This window comes from Acetobacter tropicalis (assembly GCF_001580915.1).
In the GTDB taxonomy this organism is placed as follows: domain Bacteria; phylum Pseudomonadota; class Alphaproteobacteria; order Acetobacterales; family Acetobacteraceae; genus Acetobacter; species Acetobacter tropicalis.
This window is the reverse complement of sequence record NZ_LHZQ01000200.1, coordinates 18,743-33,840: the sequence shown is the minus strand read 5'-3', so window position 1 is coordinate 33,840 and position 15,098 is coordinate 18,743. Positions and strand designations below refer to the sequence as shown.

At 51.9% G+C, this 15,098-nt stretch carries 13 protein-coding genes and 1 tRNA gene; 10 read left to right on the top strand and 4 right to left on the bottom strand.

The window, feature by feature from the left end; genetic code table 11:
• The first annotated feature begins 130 nt into the window (after positions 1-130).
• From AD944_RS17065 to AD944_RS07570, 3 genes are all read left to right on the top strand, one after another.
• Positions 131-301 (top strand): hypothetical protein, encoded by a 171-nt coding sequence (locus AD944_RS17065; RefSeq protein WP_169794939.1) that lies wholly within the window; start codon positions 131-133, stop codon positions 299-301.
• Positions 302-554: 253 nt separating this feature from the next.
• Positions 555-2,033, top strand: coding sequence for an IMP dehydrogenase (guaB, locus tag AD944_RS07575; RefSeq protein ID WP_045543356.1), 1,479 nt, complete (start codon positions 555-557; stop codon positions 2,031-2,033).
• 8 nt (positions 2,034-2,041) lie between these two features.
• Positions 2,042-3,382 carry an RsmB/NOP family class I SAM-dependent RNA methyltransferase gene (locus AD944_RS07570; RefSeq protein ID WP_045543357.1) on the top strand — a complete coding sequence of 447 codons (1,341 nt, stop codon included), beginning with the start codon at positions 2,042-2,044 and terminating at the stop codon, positions 3,380-3,382.
• Between the two features lie 121 nt (positions 3,383-3,503).
• Here AD944_RS07570 and AD944_RS07565 read toward each other — a convergent pair whose 3' ends face one another.
• Complete coding sequence (locus tag AD944_RS07565; protein ID WP_145912911.1) at positions 3,504-4,022, bottom strand: L,D-transpeptidase family protein; 519 nt, start codon at positions 4,020-4,022, stop codon at positions 3,504-3,506.
• A 152-nt stretch (positions 4,023-4,174) separates the two neighbouring features.
• Here AD944_RS07565 and AD944_RS07560 point away from each other — a divergent pair, with 152 nt between their 5' ends.
• A complete protein-coding gene (locus AD944_RS07560) occupies positions 4,175-4,894 on the top strand; it encodes a response regulator transcription factor (protein ID WP_035381477.1) in 720 nt (239 codons plus the stop codon).
• Between the two features lie 393 nt (positions 4,895-5,287).
• Here AD944_RS07560 and AD944_RS07555 read toward each other — a convergent pair.
• The 3 genes from AD944_RS07555 to AD944_RS07545 all read right to left on the bottom strand — a co-directional run bounded on the left by AD944_RS07555 (position 5,288) and on the right by AD944_RS07545 (position 8,079).
• Positions 5,288-5,362, bottom strand: a tRNA-Val gene (locus AD944_RS07555).
• A gap of 57 nt (positions 5,363-5,419) precedes the next feature.
• A complete protein-coding gene (locus tag AD944_RS07550; protein WP_045543488.1) occupies positions 5,420-7,246 on the bottom strand; it encodes an ABC-F family ATP-binding cassette domain-containing protein in 1,827 nt (608 codons plus the stop codon).
• An 86-nt stretch (positions 7,247-7,332) separates the two neighbouring features.
• A complete protein-coding gene (locus AD944_RS07545) occupies positions 7,333-8,079 on the bottom strand; it encodes a PhyR family response regulator anti-anti-sigma factor (protein WP_035381967.1) in 747 nt (248 codons plus the stop codon).
• A 57-nt stretch (positions 8,080-8,136) separates the two neighbouring features.
• On the opposite strand from AD944_RS07545, the gene AD944_RS07540 reads away from it, so the two are divergent.
• The 6 genes from AD944_RS07540 to cydC all read left to right on the top strand — a co-directional run bounded on the left by AD944_RS07540 (position 8,137) and on the right by cydC (position 15,032).
• The gene (locus AD944_RS07540) at positions 8,137-8,694 is read left to right on the top strand and encodes a sigma-70 family RNA polymerase sigma factor (protein ID WP_231551870.1); all 558 of its coding nucleotides are present in this window, start codon (positions 8,137-8,139) and stop codon (positions 8,692-8,694) included.
• Between the two features lie 122 nt (positions 8,695-8,816).
• Positions 8,817-9,392: a sigma-70 family RNA polymerase sigma factor gene (locus AD944_RS07535; protein ID WP_035381965.1), complete on the top strand. Its 576-nt coding sequence runs from the start codon at positions 8,817-8,819 to the stop codon at positions 9,390-9,392.
• A 131-nt stretch (positions 9,393-9,523) separates the two neighbouring features.
• Positions 9,524-9,691, top strand: coding sequence for a NepR family anti-sigma factor (locus AD944_RS16750; protein ID WP_166443776.1), 168 nt, complete (start codon positions 9,524-9,526; stop codon positions 9,689-9,691).
• A gap of 100 nt (positions 9,692-9,791) precedes the next feature.
• Positions 9,792-11,462 (top strand): sensor histidine kinase, encoded by a 1,671-nt coding sequence (locus AD944_RS07530; protein WP_052427286.1) that lies wholly within the window; start codon positions 9,792-9,794, stop codon positions 11,460-11,462.
• 131 nt (positions 11,463-11,593) lie between these two features.
• Positions 11,594-13,315, top strand: coding sequence for a thiol reductant ABC exporter subunit CydD (gene cydD, locus AD944_RS07525; protein ID WP_045543492.1), 1,722 nt, complete (start codon positions 11,594-11,596; stop codon positions 13,313-13,315).
• 1 nt (position 13,316) lies between these two features.
• Positions 13,317-15,032, top strand: coding sequence for a thiol reductant ABC exporter subunit CydC (gene cydC, locus AD944_RS07520; protein WP_045543491.1), 1,716 nt, complete (start codon positions 13,317-13,319; stop codon positions 15,030-15,032).
• Positions 15,033-15,098 lie beyond the last annotated feature (66 nt).

Genomic DNA, 15,098 nt, shown 5'->3' with positions numbered 1-15,098 from the left:
GAAAAGGAAAACTTATCGACCTCGAACGTTGAAACGATGAAGCCCGGCAACTCTTACAAAGCACAGGAATGAAATTTCCTGCCTACACTCATTCGGGCTCCATCAAACATCAGCAACATGAGGTGCTGTCATGGTCGATAAAAAGAACAAGAATGGCAAGAAACAGGCTCAGGATGAAAAGCTGGATGAATCCTTGGATGATAGTTTTCCGGCGAGTGATCCACCGTCTCACAGTGGCGTAACGGGAGATCGAGATCCCCCTGCAAAACCATCCAAACCGCAGAAAAAAGAAGGGTCGTAAAACCCTTTTCTTCACCTAAGTAGTGCTCTTTAGGCGCTCTACCCCAAAGAGCACTATTTTTGCGGAAAAACAATAAGCGCGAGACGACGTGTATCGGTGGGACCATATTCCAGAAAATCATGATGAAAGAGCATTTTCATCCCTTGCGTTTATAGCTGCAACGGCATATGAGGAAGCGCCAATGGTCAGGTGACCTGAGGCAACGTCTTGCTATCGGGTGACCCAGTCGCACTCTACTGAAGGGCCCCGTTGTATGACTTCTTCCCCTTACAGCCGTGTTAGCGAAGCCTTGGCGTTCGACGACGTTTTGGTTGTTCCCGCTGCATCCGAGGTCGTTCCGAGTCAGACCTCTGTTCGTACTCGTCTGACACGTTCCATTGAACTCAATATTCCGCTTGTTTCTGCCGCTATGGATACCGTGACGGAAGAGCAGATGGCGATTGCCATGGCACAGCAGGGTGGTTTGGGGGTCATTCATAAAAACCTGTCCCCAGAAGAGCAGGCGGAGCATGTGCGCCGCGTAAAGCGCTTTGAATCCGGCATGGTTGTAAATCCTGTTACGGTAGGGCCGAATCAGACCCTCGCGGAAGTGCGCGAAATCATGCAGCGGAACGGCATCAGCGGTCTTCCCGTGGTTGAGCCGGGCACCCAGAAATTGGTCGGAATTCTGACAAACCGCGATGTGCGCTTTGCCATAGACCCCAATCAGCGTGTGTCTGAACTTATGACACATGAGGGCCTGGTAACCGTTCGGGATGGTGCCGATGCGGATACAGCCCGCCAGCTTCTACATAAACACCGCATTGAAAAACTTCTTGTTGTAGATGATGCCGAACGGTGTGTTGGCATTATTACTGTCAAGGATATGGACAAAGCCGTAGCCTATCCGCTTGCAATCAAGGATAGCATGGGGCGCCTGCGTTGCGCGGCTGCAACCGGAGTAGGGGAAGACGGCTTCAGCCGAGCTAAACTTCTGGTTGACGCGGGCGTGGATGTTCTGGTTGTTGACACCGCACACGGTCATTCTTCCGGGGTGCTCCGCGCAGTCGAGCGCCTTAAAGCATTAGATAGCCAGATTCAGATTGTCGCTGGTAATGTCGCCACTCCAGAGGCGGCTGAAGCCTTGATTGCCTCTGGGGCTGATTGCATAAAAATCGGCATCGGGCCCGGGTCAATCTGCACAACACGTATTGTCGCTGGTGTGGGTGTTCCTCAGTTCTCTGCGGTTCTGGAAACAGCACAGGCATGTCATGCCAAGAATACGCCAGCTATTGCTGACGGAGGCGTCCGTACATCCGGAGACATCGTCAAGGCCATTGGGGCCGGGGCCGATGTTGTCATGGTCGGGTCTCTGCTAGCCGGCACGGAAGAAGCTCCAGGCGAAGTCTTCCTGTATCAAGGGCGTTCCTACAAATCCTATCGAGGCATGGGGAGCCTAGGCGCCATGGCGCGGGGCTCCGCTGACCGCTATTTCCAGCAGGAAGTCAAAGATTCGCTCAAGCTGGTTCCTGAAGGAATTGAAGGCCGGGTTCCTTATAAAGGTACCATGTCGGCTGTTATTCATCAACTGGTTGGTGGCCTGAAAGCCGGTATGGGTTATACGGGCTCCCGCGAAATCAAGGAACTTCAAGAGCGTGCCCGCTTCCGTCGGATTACGGGGGCAGGACTGCGTGAAAGCCACGTGCATGATGTATCCATCACACGTGAAGCACCGAATTATCGCCGGGATTAAGACACTCTATGACTCCTTCTGCCCGACTTGCAGCCTCCATTGACCTTCTTACCGCTATGGAAGCAGCCCCCCGCAAACCGGCAGATGCCGTTGCCAACAGTTTTTTCCGGGAACGACGCTATATTGGCGGCGGGGATCGTCGGGCTATTTCAAGCCTTGTTTGGGATGTCATGCGGACTTGGCGCAGGCTTGGCTGGCACCTTGAGCAAGCGGGAGCAGTCCCCGCAGCCCACAGACTATTGGTTGCTGCCTGTCTGATTTTCAAAGGAACGCCACTTAAAGAGGTGGCCAGTTCTTTTTCTGATGGACGCTTCGCGGCTGGAGCATTGACCTTCCAGGAACAGGACGCTCTTTCAGCATTAGCAGGGAAATCCTTGGATGACCTTGGTATGCCTCGCGCCATCAAACTGGAGGTACCTGACTGGCTTCTTCCCAAACTGGAGGAAACTTTTGGAGAGTTTCTGGAAGAAGAGTTGGCCGCTCTGTCCGAGCCAGCCACTCTTGATCTGAGAGTCAACATCCTCCTCAATTCCCGACAGGAAGCACAAAAAGCGTTAGCGCGAGAAGGGTTACATGCAACTCTGACACCGCTTTCTCCATGGGGACTGCGGCTTAATGGACGCCAGCCTGTTACCTCCACAACGCCTTTTAAAGATGGCCGCGTAGAGATTCAGGATGAAGGTAGCCAACTTGTGGCTGCAATACTGGGAGCAGCTCCGCAGATGCGGGTTCTGGATTATTGTGCCGGGGCAGGGGGTAAAACTCTCGCTCTTGCCATGATGATGGAAAACAAGGGGCATATTGCTGCCTGTGATGTGGCTGAAAAACGCCTTGCTGGAGCAGTGCGTCGCCTCCGTCGCGCCGGTGTCCATAATGTTGAACAGCACCTTCTTCAGGCGGGAGACAAATGGGCAAAGCGCCGGTCCGGTTCTTTTGACAGGGTGCTGGTAGACGCACCTTGCAGCGGGACCGGCACATGGCGCCGCAATCCTGATGCCCGCCTACGCATGACCGAGCAGGATCTGGCAGAACTTCTGGTTAAGCAGGCCGAAATTCTGGACAAAGCCGCTGCTCTTGTAAAACCGGGCGGGAGATTAGTGTACGCCACGTGCTCTGTTCTGCATGCTGAAAACGCAGCGCAGATTGACGCCTTCCTGCATCGTAAACCTGAGTTCACACTTGTTTCATCGGACAGTACAGCGCTGCCAGACACGCTAAAAGAAACAAGTATGTTTTCCCTTTCCCCTCGACAAAATGGGACAGATGGCTTTTTTGCTGCGGTTCTGACACGCGCCGCGCCAGAAGAACTCTCTTCACAGGACGGCGCGACAACAGTAGCTGCATCGTAATACCACTCTATTTCCCTTTCATACCAACCTCTCCAGAAGCGAGTTCCATCTTCGTTGCTCATGCAGGCAATCGGCTTCTGATGAGGGTAAGAAAAATTCCATTAAAGGAAAGTTGGCCCCCTCAACCTTTAAGCGCATGAATATGGATAGCTGTTGCCCCATCAGCTAACACTTGGCGTAAATCCTCTTCTGTCAGTGCAACACATCCTTCAGTCGGAGCCTTATCCTCCCGTTGAAGGTGCATAAAAATGGCCGATCCTCTGCCTGCCTGAATTTTCTCATCATTATATCCTATAATAACAATCAGATCGTAAACATGATCCTCTCGCCAAAGCCGCTCATGCCGTGCAGCATGAGGGAGTAATATTTTCTGGTTATATGCAGGATGAGCAGGATCATCACACCAGCCGTCCTGAAAGGTAAGAGCCACTACGGGTAGAATCGTATCCGGTTTTTTGACACGGTCCGCTCGATAAAACACGTTCCGTAATGGAAAGCGTCCTACAGGCGTTGCGTGATCTCCTTCCTGCTTATCTTGTGTAACACCATTTTTGCCGATCACCACACTCATGATTTTGTGTTCGCAATGCAGTTGTGCATCGCTACGGCTGCATGAGCTGGGTTTAACGTGTATCATCATTGCAACAAGAGTCCTGGCCGTAGATTTTTCTATGATGTCAGGAAGATCATACTTATGGCTATTGGTTTGAGCCCAAAATCGTGACAAACTTGTTAGAGTGGATGGTTTAGGCAGCCATTGGTTACAGGCTGACACAAGGAGATGAAAACCCCATGACGGGTGCACGTCCAATATTGGTTGTTGATGATGACCGGATACTGCGTCAGACGCTGGTTGAGCAACTGCAACTTGAAGGTGAATTCACTGTACAAGAAGCCGCTTCGCTAGCTGAGGCGCGCGAGAAGCTCAAGGCTCCCGATGCTAGATGCGATGCCATTCTACTGGACGTCACGCTGCCTGACGGTGATGGGCGTGACTTTTGTGCCGAGCTACGAAAAGATGGGCTGCGTATGCCCATTATCATGCTGACCGGCTCCGACGACGAAGCAGATATTGTTCGCGGGCTGGATGCCGGAGCAAACGATTATGTTGCCAAGCCATTCAGAATTGCAGAACTGCTTGCGCGCTTGCGTGCGCAGCTAAGACTTTTTGAAAACAGTGAAGACGCTGTTTTTACAATTGGGCCCTATACGTTCCGTCCATCTGCAAAACTATTGCAGGACCCTCAAAAAAATCGCCGTATCCGCCTGACAGAAAAAGAAACGGCCATTCTTAAGTTCTTGTATCGGGCGGGAACACGCCCCGTTCCTCGGCAAGTTCTTTTGAACGAAGTCTGGGGCTATAATGCCGCAGTTACGACTCATACTCTTGAAACTCATATCTATCGGCTACGGCAGAAAATTGAGCCCGATCCAGCAAATGCCTCTCTTCTCATTACAGAAGGGGGCGGATACCGCTTGAATCCAGAAACAGTTGCGGTTGTTTCAGAATAATTTTCTAATTATTCAAATTGAATAAAGGAAATGTTGTACTATTATACAATTTCCTTTATTCAATTCATTGGTGGATAGAGAATTTTTCTTTTATTTTAAAAAATAAGTAACTTTATATGTTTTAACAAAAATCATACAGAAAAATATATTATTTTCTTTCATCTGAAACGATTTTAGAAATATCTATAGCCTAAATTACTTATTTAATGATTCTGAATTATTGGCACTGAGACAGGTTTTGCTTCCAATAAGAGAAATTTTTATTGTTATTTTTTTACAAACATAGATAAGTTCTTTATTACATCTTCAGAAGGAATTCTATGTAGCAGCTTTGTATCACTTTACAAGAACAAAACCAGAAACCACGTATAACCTGCAAAACATCAGGAAACGTGGTGGGTGCGACAGGGATTGAACCTGTGACCCCCGCCGTGTGAAGGCGATGCTCTACCGCTGAGCTACGCACCCGGTTTGTGAAGTTGGTATTAGCTGAGCCTCTGGCTGTTGGCAAGCGGGGGTGAATAATTAATTTGCATCGCTAGCCAGATTTTCTCGTTTCATTTCAAGCTCCAACCACTTTTCCTCAGCAGCGGCAAGAGATGTCTCCACGACCTGTAAGTCTGCACTGAATTTCTCAAATGCCTGAGGATCTTTTGTGTAGAGATCGGCATCCGCTAGCTTGTCGCGTAATGTTGCTGCCTGCTTTTCAAGCTTGGAAATCTCCTTGGGAAGATTGTCCAACGCAAACTGATCCTTGTAACTCAGTTTGCGGACAGATGTTTTCGATGATGGGATTGTATTTTCTGATGACTTCTGAACTCTAACAAGCGGCTCAGCCCCAAGGATGCTCTCTTCAATCCCGCCACGCTTTTGGGCGAGCATGTCACTATAACCACCTGCATACTCGACCCAGACGCCTTCACCTTCTGACGCGAGAACAGAGGTCGCAACTCGGTCCAGAAAATCTCGATCATGGCTCACCAAGAGCACTGTCCCAGCATAGCTCGACAACATTTCCTGAAGGAGGTCCAGCGTTTCAAGATCGAGATCGTTAGTAGGTTCATCCAATACGAGAAGGTTTGACGGTTGAGCCAAGGCGCAGGCCAACATCAGACGGCCTCGTTCTCCGCCTGAAAGTACGCCCACAGGGGTGCGGGCCTGCTCAGGTTTAAACAGGAAATCCTTCATATAACCTATAACATGCCGCTTTTCTGACCCAACTTGAACCATATCTCCGCCGCCGCCAGTAAGGGTATCAGCCAAGCTTTTATGCGGATCTAAGGTTCGCCTTTGCTGATCAAGCGTTACCATGGAAAGGGAAGGCCCTAGTGAGATGGAACCACTATCGGGCTCCTCCTGACCGACCAACAAACGAAGAAGCGTGGTTTTCCCTGCGCCATTGGCGCCAACGAGCGCAAGCCTATCCCCACGAAGCAGCCGCAGATCAAGATCACGCACAATGACGCGATCCCCCCAAGATTTGCTGACATTTTCAGCCACAGCAACCAGCTTACTGGACATCCCTGACGATTGTGCAGCCAAAGAGACAGTGCCGGGTGATCTTACAGCCTCTCGCTTGGCGGCACGTAAGGCAGCCAATTCTCCTACACGGCGCACGTTCCGTTTGCGGCGAGCGGTCACGCCATAGCGCATCCAATCTTCTTCACGCGCGATCTTACGGTCAAGCTTGTGTGCGTCACGTTCCTCCTGCTCAAGAACCTCCTCACGCCATTCTTCAAACCTGCTAAACCCTTGATCCAGACGGCGCGTAATCCCCCGGTCAAGCCACACCACGGAACGAGAGAGTGTAGATAAAAGACGCCTGTCATGGCTGATCATCAACATTGCTGAATTAAGACTCAGCAATTCGCACTCAAGCCATTCGATTGTTGGCATATCCAGATGGTTGGTGGGCTCATCCAGCAGAAGAATATCCGGGGCGGCCGCAAGCGCGCCAGCTATCGCACAACGCCGCGCTTCTCCACCGGAAAGGTGGGAGGTATTTTCTTGACCAGTCAGCCCAAGAGCATCAAGCATGGCAGCGGAACGCCATGAATTTTCAGGCTCAGCTATTTGCGCCAGCACATACTCGGATGTAGTAAGATGTGTGGAAAGATCTGGTTCCTGAGGCAGATAGCGTAACGTTGCTCCGGGCTGAAGAAACACAACGCCTGAATCAGGCTGTAAAACACCAGCCGCAATTTTCAGTAAAGTGGACTTACCTGAGCCATTACGCCCGACAAGGCAGACACGTTCTCCGCGCGCCACGGCAAAGCCTGCTTTATCAAGCAAAGGCCGACCACCAAGAGTAAGAGAAATATCTTGAAGATGGAGAAGGGGAGGGAGAGCCATTCTCCGTTTCTGTGCCAGAGCCCTGAGTGACGCAAGAGGATATTTCCAGATATCACACGTTGGAAAGGAAAAGCCTCACGCAACACTCAGGAACTGGCAAGATCAAAGCTGCTGACAGCCTGATAAGTCGCAACAGCCAACGTCAAAGGTTCAAATGGTTTTGTGATAACAAAACTTGGCTCTGATGTTTCCCCGGTGAGGAGGCGCTCGGGGTAGGCGGTCACGTAGATAACAGGGGCATTATGTGTTTTGGTAATTTCCGCAACAGCCCGCATACCGTCTCCACCACTCCCCAGATTGATATCGGCTAGAATAAGGCCTGGGCGGGTTTCCCGCGCGATACGAATGGCATCTTCCTGCGTATGCGCTACTCCCGCCACTTTATGACCACATTGTAGCACCAGTTCTTCAATATCCATGGCGATAATCGGTTCGTCCTCAATAATCAGGACAGAGGTTTGAATTCCCGTTCTCAGAAAAGAGTAAGCCCGTTCGGTCTCCCGCTCAGCTTCAGCATCTGAAAGATCAAGAATTCTAGCCGCCATGGGGGGAGAAACTTCTTCCAGCGTTAGCAGTAGAAGCAGCTGCCGCTGGAGGATGGACAGGGACCCTTCCTCAAGGTGGTGACCTGACTGGGCGGAGAAATGACGTGATATTTCCTGATAGAGACGACATAAAGCTGGAAGATCATCTGCGGGACGACTTGTGGTCAAAGTCCGCAAACTCTCAGCCACCAGAAGATCACCCCGCGGCTGGCTACGCGTTAGTGCGCGTGCGTAGCGTCTGCCATAGGGAAGTGCCTGAATTAAGGCCGCGCGTTGTGACTCTGGCATGACAAATCTCCTTCGCGTGGAGTAATGACGGTAGGCACGCAGGATCGCAACGATGACATGGCCGATCGTCTGCAGGAAGGGGTAAGTGTTCTGAAACGCGATAAACTGGAGCACCGTAGCGCAACTGCATCATTTTCTCGCACAGATTTATTGGCGCTCATTCCTGCGCTCCGCGCCTTTGCACGTTTACTGGCACGTGATGCAACCCTCGCGGATGATCTTGTGCAGGAAACTATTCTCCGCGCGCTGGCAAAAGCAGACCTGTTCACTCCGGGCACCAATCTGAAAGCATGGACATTTTCCATACTGCGCAATCTGTTTCTTGAACAGGCGCGGCGCAAGCAGAAAGAACAAGAAGTGTTGGATCACTACGCCTCCAATGCCCAGTCACACCTTCCGAATCGTCAGAATGGGCCGGACCGGGAGGCGATTCGGGACTTGGATCATTATCTTTGGCAGCTTTCTCCTCTTTTAAGGGAAGCACTGGTTCTGATCGGCGCGCAGGAAATGACCTATGAAGAAGCAGCAAGCATTTGCGAGGTTTCGGTTGGAACCATGAAAACACGGGTATCACGTGCCAGGGCAGAACTTCAGGCTCTGACCCAAGGGGACTGAAAACTGCCCTACAAAGCTTAATTCACTTTTACGTGATAATTTTCTTTGGCTTTTTTTTGTAACCTTTCCTGCGTCCCGTTCATTCTGTTTTCAAGAATGTATAAAGGCGAAGGAAAAATCCCATGACGAAGTCATTCCATGATCAGGTTATTGCCATTCTGCCCAAACTGCGCGTGCAGGCACTGGCACTGACACGGAACCGCGCCGCCGCCGAAGACTTGGTTCAGGATGCCGTATGCAATGCACTTTCTGCCCAAGACAGCTTTGCTCCGGGCACAAATTTCCCGGCCTGGATGCACCGCATTCTACGAAACCGTTTTATTTCTGATTTGCGCAAGAAACGCGAAACAACAGACATTGATGATATGCCGCCCTCATTTCTTTCTACGAACGCCCCTCATGAAGATCGGATTGTTCTGAAAGACCTTGATGCAGCGCTTGCACGTCTGCCAGACGACCAGCGGGAAGCTCTGGTGTTGGGCGTTCTTGAGGGAATGAGCTATCAGGAACTGGCGGAAGTGGCTGGATGTGCTGTTGGAACAGCTAAAAGCCGCGTTTTCCGTGCGCGTCGCCAGCTTGAAGCGTGGATGATTGGCGAAGAACATGTGGGCAATGATCGTCTGAAAGCTCAGGCGGCAGCCTTGCAGCGGAAGGTAGAGCGGCATACACAGGAAAAAGCCGCATCAAGCCGCGTTTGAGATAAGATCAGGACGGTGGGCGTAAAGGCCCACATATGAAGGTAGGCTAACGAGCTTGAGTATGTCAGATGTTTGCTATTCAGACAGACAACATGGCATTTCCGTCGGGCGGAGTAAGGGTGCACCACCGGATGGAAAAATTCATGGGTGACGATCCACCAAAAAAACCTAAAAAAACGTCTGATCAGGCGTTCGATCTCTGGCTCAAACGCGGACTTCACCAGCTTTTCGACGATGTAGCGAACGAACCTATTCCAGAAGAACTGCTGAAGCTCATTGAAGAAGATCGTCGAGACTAGGCCGGGGCAGGAACACGGAAAGCTTTTACGCTCAGGGCGTAAGCTTCTTGCTTCCCTGCTTTCTGGCATTGGTCATATCTTCAGCACAACCAGCGCCCGCATGCGGCTCCTGATCTGTCTGTCCGCCATACCTGTGGTGGCGATTGGATCAGTTCTTGCTGTCCATAATTATAATGAACTCATGGTTGGCAGTGCACAGCCTGCCGCCACGGCCATTACACGTCTGGATCTTCAGTTCCGACATGATACGGATCGCTTGCGTAGTGCTCTTGAGACCATTGGCGGCATGGGACTAACCCCTGAGCAAATTGGCCATGCTCTTAAATTGGCCGAAACCATGAGCGGCCAACGTTATTGCTATCTAGGGGTGTTGAATGCTGATGGCACCGTAATCCAGTCAATTTCCACCCCTGGAAGCGGCTGTCAGAAGGTGGAGGAAGAAGAAACATCACCTTCTTTTCAAGGCACTCTGCTGGAAGCTGTTCAGAGCAATAGCACCTCTGAAGGCAGTGGCTCTTTCCTTAAAATTACCGTCCCCGCAGTTTTCCTTTCAATTCCCGAGACGCATGGGTACCTGGTCGGCATTCTCCAGCTCTCACGAAAAGCCGCCTACCTTTCCAACAGTATAGGCTGGCAGGCATTTTCGGATGAAAATAATCCCCTTAAAGCGTGGCTCATCAACCAGGATGGGTCTCTAAGTTCCGTTTGCACAGATTGCCGATGGGAACCGCCTCCCGGCTTTATCGTCGGAGCTTTGCAACGTCGACTAGAAGCCAGCGCTGGTTCTGTTGTTTCTCTTCCCACCCCTGAAGGCGGGTACGCATTGGGTGCCATTGCCGGTGGAGCTGACATTCTCGTGTCTGCGCAAAGAACAGCCCGAGAATCGGGGGCTCTACGGACTATGATTCTCGAAATTTCTGGACTGGTTCTTCTGTTGGGTGCAGGGCTGGTTGGCGTAACACTGGCAGCCAACATTGTTCTGGTCTGGCCCCTCCGTCGCCTGACCTATTCTGTTCAGAAATGGCAGATAGAAGGGGTGTTTGATACGCACATAACCCGCTCCATGCCTTTGGAGCTTCAAAGGCTTGGGCAGGCCTTTACACGAGCAACCCGTAGGCTTTCCCGTCATGAGGCGCGCCTAAAAAAAGCCATGGCGCACCAGGAATTGCTGATGCGTGAAATTCATCATCGCGTAAAAAACAATCTTCAGATTGTTGCGTCCCTTTTGAACCTGCAGGCAAGCCGCATTTCAAACCCTGATGTACGCGCAGAATTTGCTCTGGCGCGAGATAGGGTGAGAGCTCTGGCCACCCTCCACCGAACGCTCTACGCAGAAGATCGGCTGGATAGCCTCAATATGGCGAGTTTCCTCAAGGAACTCTGCGACCAAACGCTGCATATTGCGGGAGAAGAAAGCGCTGCGCGTATTACGCTTGACGTTGTTGCTGACGATTTTTCCATGAACCCTGATCAGGCGGTTCCCTTGGCCCTGATCGTGACAGAAATTGTTACAAACTCCATCAAATATGCCTTCCCCGATGGACGACACGGCACGATTGCTGTCAGGCTGACTCTACAAGGTACGAATGTCAGGCTTTCAGTCAGTGATGACGGAATAGGATGCCTGATTGACCCCGCCACTGCGGCTGACCAACATGGCATCGGCCTAAAGCTTATCCGAGGATTTGCGCGACAATTAAACGCCGAGTTTGAAAAAAATTGCGAACACGGCACTCGTTACAATTTTATTTTTCCCCTCGACGACCACTAAAAACGTTTACACGTGCTTTCGACTATCTGCATGCTCCTGCCACACAAAAAGTGTGGTATGCCCTGTTTGCAGCCGGGGCTGGCGTGCTTAATGGTTTGCGTCCTTCCCTGTCCGGTATAAACGCCTACGTCATGAGCGGTAAAAAACAAGCGATACGCGGGTGGACGCGGACACAAACCCGTCTGGGACGCAAAGCAGCCGGACCCGTAGTGGTCTTTGGCATCCTGTCTTCTCTTGTTGGTGTAGCGCAGGCATGGTGCATAGCCGTTGTGCTTGGCCATTCATTGATAAGCCTTCATTCCAGCACCGTTCCCGCGGCTTTGCCCCTCTGGCCAATAGGGGCCTTTCTGGTTCTGGCCATTGTGCGGACCTGCTTTCTGGCTGGCGTGGATATAGGCGCGGCCAATGCAGGGATAGAAGCCCGCAAGCGGCTAAGAGCAGAGGTGCTCTCCTCTGTTTTAACCGGAGGCCCAGCGCTACTGCGTCAAGAACATAGTGGAGTTCTTGCCACTACGGTTGTTGATCGCGTTGAAGCTCTGGATGGCTTTTTCGGTCGATGGATCCCTGCCTCAATCACATGGATTGCGGCACCTGTTCTTGTTCTCATCCCCGTCTGCTTCGTTCAGCCCCGTGCTGGACTTGTTCTTGGCCTCTGTGGTTTGGCCGTTCCTGTGGGGCAAGCCCTCTTTGGTATAGGTGCCGCCGTTGCATCCCGTAACCAGTTCCTTGCCATGACACGCCTGCAAGCGCGCTTTCTGGACCGGGTAAAAGGTATCGCAACTATCGTCCTCGCAGGACGGACGGAAGATGAGACACACCGCTTGGCCGAAGCCGCAGACGAACTGCGACTGCGGACCATGAAAGTTCTACGGGTCGCTTTTCTTTCTTCCGCATCCATTGATGCAGCCATGGTGGTCGCCCTGATTGTAGTTGCCATCATGGACAGCCATGCAGCCCTGAGCCTGCAAGAGCAGAATTCAGCACCTTTGCTAGAGCATATCCTGACAAGCAGCCTGTTTGTGCTCCTGGTTATTCCTGAATTCTTTTCTCCCTTGCGTGCTTTAGCTCTTGCCTATCAAGACCGTGCTCATGCGCAGGGCGCTGCGACAGCGGTGATTGATCTGCCTGTCGCCGAAGAGCATAGAACCGTATCTGAGCAAGACCTTTTCCCAGACCGCTCCATTTCAATCACGCTTGATCAGGTCTGTTTTACCTGGGACCCGGCACGCGGTCAGGCTCTTGATCACATCAGCATTAAAGTGCCTGCAGGGGAAACCGTTATTTTAACCGGCACCTCCGGCTCAGGGAAATCGACCCTGATGGAACTGCTGTTGAAGTTCATCAGCCCTGATAGTGGGCAGATCCTTTTGAACGACATTCCTCTTGAAACTATTCCAGCTGATGCTCTTTCTCATATTTTTTCCTGGATCGGGCAAAAACCAATCCTGTTTGCGGGCACCCTTCGAGACAACATTCTTTTTGCGCATCCGGATGCCGATGAAGAAGCTCTGATGGCGGCCGTCAAAGCTGCAGCAGTTGATCAGTTTCTACCTTCTCTTTCGGAAGGATTAGACACACGCATTGGCGAAGGCGGCTTTGGGTTGTCAGGAGGACAGGCCCAGCGTATTGCCATTGCGCGTGCCTATTTGAAAAATGCTCCCGTCCTGCTGCTGGATGAGCCGACAGCCCACCTTGATCCGGAAACAGAGAAAAGCGTCTTTGAAAGCCTACAGCGGCTTGCTCTCAACAAAACGGTCATTTTGGCGACCCATTCTGCCGCGACCCATATGTTCAATGGGCACAGAATTGGTCTCCAGGATGGAAAGATTGTCCAAAAGCAGGGATCTGCGTGAAATGCCTGAGATAGACCAAATATCACCAGCATCCACCAATCAGTCTGGCCCCTCGCGCATTACAGACAGGCAGGCTATTTTTCGCATCCTGAGGCTCTGGCAAAGACAGGCACCCCGGCTTGCTATCGGCTTAATGCTGGCTCTACTGGCGTTGTGCGCAGGGCTTCTGCTTATGCAGGTTTCTGGCCTGCGGCTGGCGGGAGTAGTTCTAGGCGAGATTATCATTACCACAGCCCTGCTTCGTTGGGTGGGGATTGGCCGGGTTCTGCTACGTTACTCAGAGCGGCTGTTTGCCCATGATGCCATGTTCCGGGCGCTAGCTGATTTGCGGGTTTGGTTCTTTCATTCTCTGGCACAAGGAGCCGCTTCTGGGCTCGGTTTTCGGCGGGCGGGGGACATGCTCTCTCGCCTGGTGTCTGATATTGGCACGCTAGATGGTCTCTATTTGCGCATTCTGGTGCCATTCATGTGCGCCACTCTCACACTCCCCATTCTGCTGGTTCAACTATGTTCCCAAAATCTCATGCTTGGGTGCCTGACCGGCCTGCTTTTTGCTTGTTCCGCTTTTCTTTTTCCTTACCTCATCGCGCGCTCCGGCCGACAGGAAGCTGAACAGCTTACCCGGAGCCTTTCCGCCTTACGCATCAGTGTGCTTGATCTAGTGGGAGGGCTGCGCGAAGTTCGAGCCTTTGGGGCTGAGCCGCAGATGTTGGCTCGCGTGGAGGCTGATGATGCAGCGTTGCTGGGTGGACAAAAACAACTGGCCCGGCGGGCTGCTCTTGCCAATGCCACGGCTTACCTTTGCGGGCAAATCGCTATTCTTTTCGTTCTGCTTGCTATCTCAGGCGTAGGCTTCTCAAAGGTTGCGCCTCTGTCTGGCGTGGGCATTCTGTTTTTGACTGTAGCGGCATTTGAGAGCGCGGGCGCTCTCACCAGAGCCGGAGTGCAAGCGGGAGCAATGGGGGCCGCTGCTCGTCGGGTTGTAGAGATTGCGCAGGGTACTCCTGCAGTCTCAACAACAGGGCAAGAAGTAGATGCCCCAACAGATACCCATATTGGTATTACTGGTGTGAAATTCAGATGGGCTTCTGATCGTCCTTACGTGTTTGACGGTCTGAATCTTGATATTCCTGCTGGAGCCCGCGTTGCTATTCTAGGTCCCTCTGGGGTAGGAAAATCCAGTCTGGCAGCCCTCCTGTTAAAAGCAGCAACGCCAGAATCTGGCAGCATTACCCTCGGGGGGATCGATATCTCGCACATACGGGCAACTTCTTTACGCCGCCAAATCGCCTGGCTCTCTCAAGCCACCCATCTGTTTGACGACACAATCCGTTCTAACCTTCTGCTCGGTAAGCCTGACGCCACTGAAGATGATTTGTGGCGCGCACTCGAGGATGCAGCCATAGCAGGAGTTGTTCGCAATCTTCCCGAAGGGCTTGATACGTGGCTTGGTGAAGGCGGAGTTAATCTTTCTGGGGGGCAGGGCCGACGCATAGCATTAGCCCGTACCCTGCTGACTGACGCCCCGATCATGATTCTGGATGAGCCGACAACTGGCTTGGATGCTCAAACGGAGCAGGATTTCTTACGCACGCTCAACACAGTGACCGCAGGGCGCACGATTATCCTGATAGCCCATAGGCTCACTGGCGTAGAAAAGCTCGATCAAGTGTGGCGTCTGTCACATGGTCAGGCAGCAGCCGTTCCCCTCTCGTAAACACAGCAGTTGACGAGAGGGGAAGCAAAGGGCACCAAATGTCGTTCTGCTCTGGTTTTAATTCCT

Coding starts and splice junctions, on each gene's coding strand:
- AD944_RS07560 (WP_035381477.1), top strand. CDS start 4,175: ATGACGGGTGCACGTCCAATATTGGTTGTTGATGATGACCGGATACTG.
- AD944_RS07545 (WP_035381967.1), bottom strand. CDS start 8,079: ATGCCAGAGTCACAACGCGCGGCCTTAATTCAGGCACTTCCCTATGGC.
- AD944_RS07550 (WP_045543488.1), bottom strand. CDS start 7,246: ATGGCTCTCCCTCCCCTTCTCCATCTTCAAGATATTTCTCTTACTCTT.
- cydD (WP_045543492.1), top strand. CDS start 11,594: ATGAGCGGTAAAAAACAAGCGATACGCGGGTGGACGCGGACACAAACC.
- AD944_RS07530 (WP_052427286.1), top strand. CDS start 9,792: ATGCGGCTCCTGATCTGTCTGTCCGCCATACCTGTGGTGGCGATTGGA.
- AD944_RS07570 (WP_045543357.1), top strand. CDS start 2,042: ATGACTCCTTCTGCCCGACTTGCAGCCTCCATTGACCTTCTTACCGCT.
- AD944_RS07565 (WP_145912911.1), bottom strand. CDS start 4,022: ATGATGATACACGTTAAACCCAGCTCATGCAGCCGTAGCGATGCACAA.
- AD944_RS07535 (WP_035381965.1), top strand. CDS start 8,817: ATGACGAAGTCATTCCATGATCAGGTTATTGCCATTCTGCCCAAACTG.
- AD944_RS16750 (WP_166443776.1), top strand. CDS start 9,524: ATGGAAAAATTCATGGGTGACGATCCACCAAAAAAACCTAAAAAAACG.
- AD944_RS17065 (WP_169794939.1), top strand. CDS start 131: ATGGTCGATAAAAAGAACAAGAATGGCAAGAAACAGGCTCAGGATGAA.
- cydC (WP_045543491.1), top strand. CDS start 13,317: ATGCCTGAGATAGACCAAATATCACCAGCATCCACCAATCAGTCTGGC.
- AD944_RS07540 (WP_231551870.1), top strand. CDS start 8,137: ATGGCCGATCGTCTGCAGGAAGGGGTAAGTGTTCTGAAACGCGATAAA.
- guaB (WP_045543356.1), top strand. CDS start 555: ATGACTTCTTCCCCTTACAGCCGTGTTAGCGAAGCCTTGGCGTTCGAC.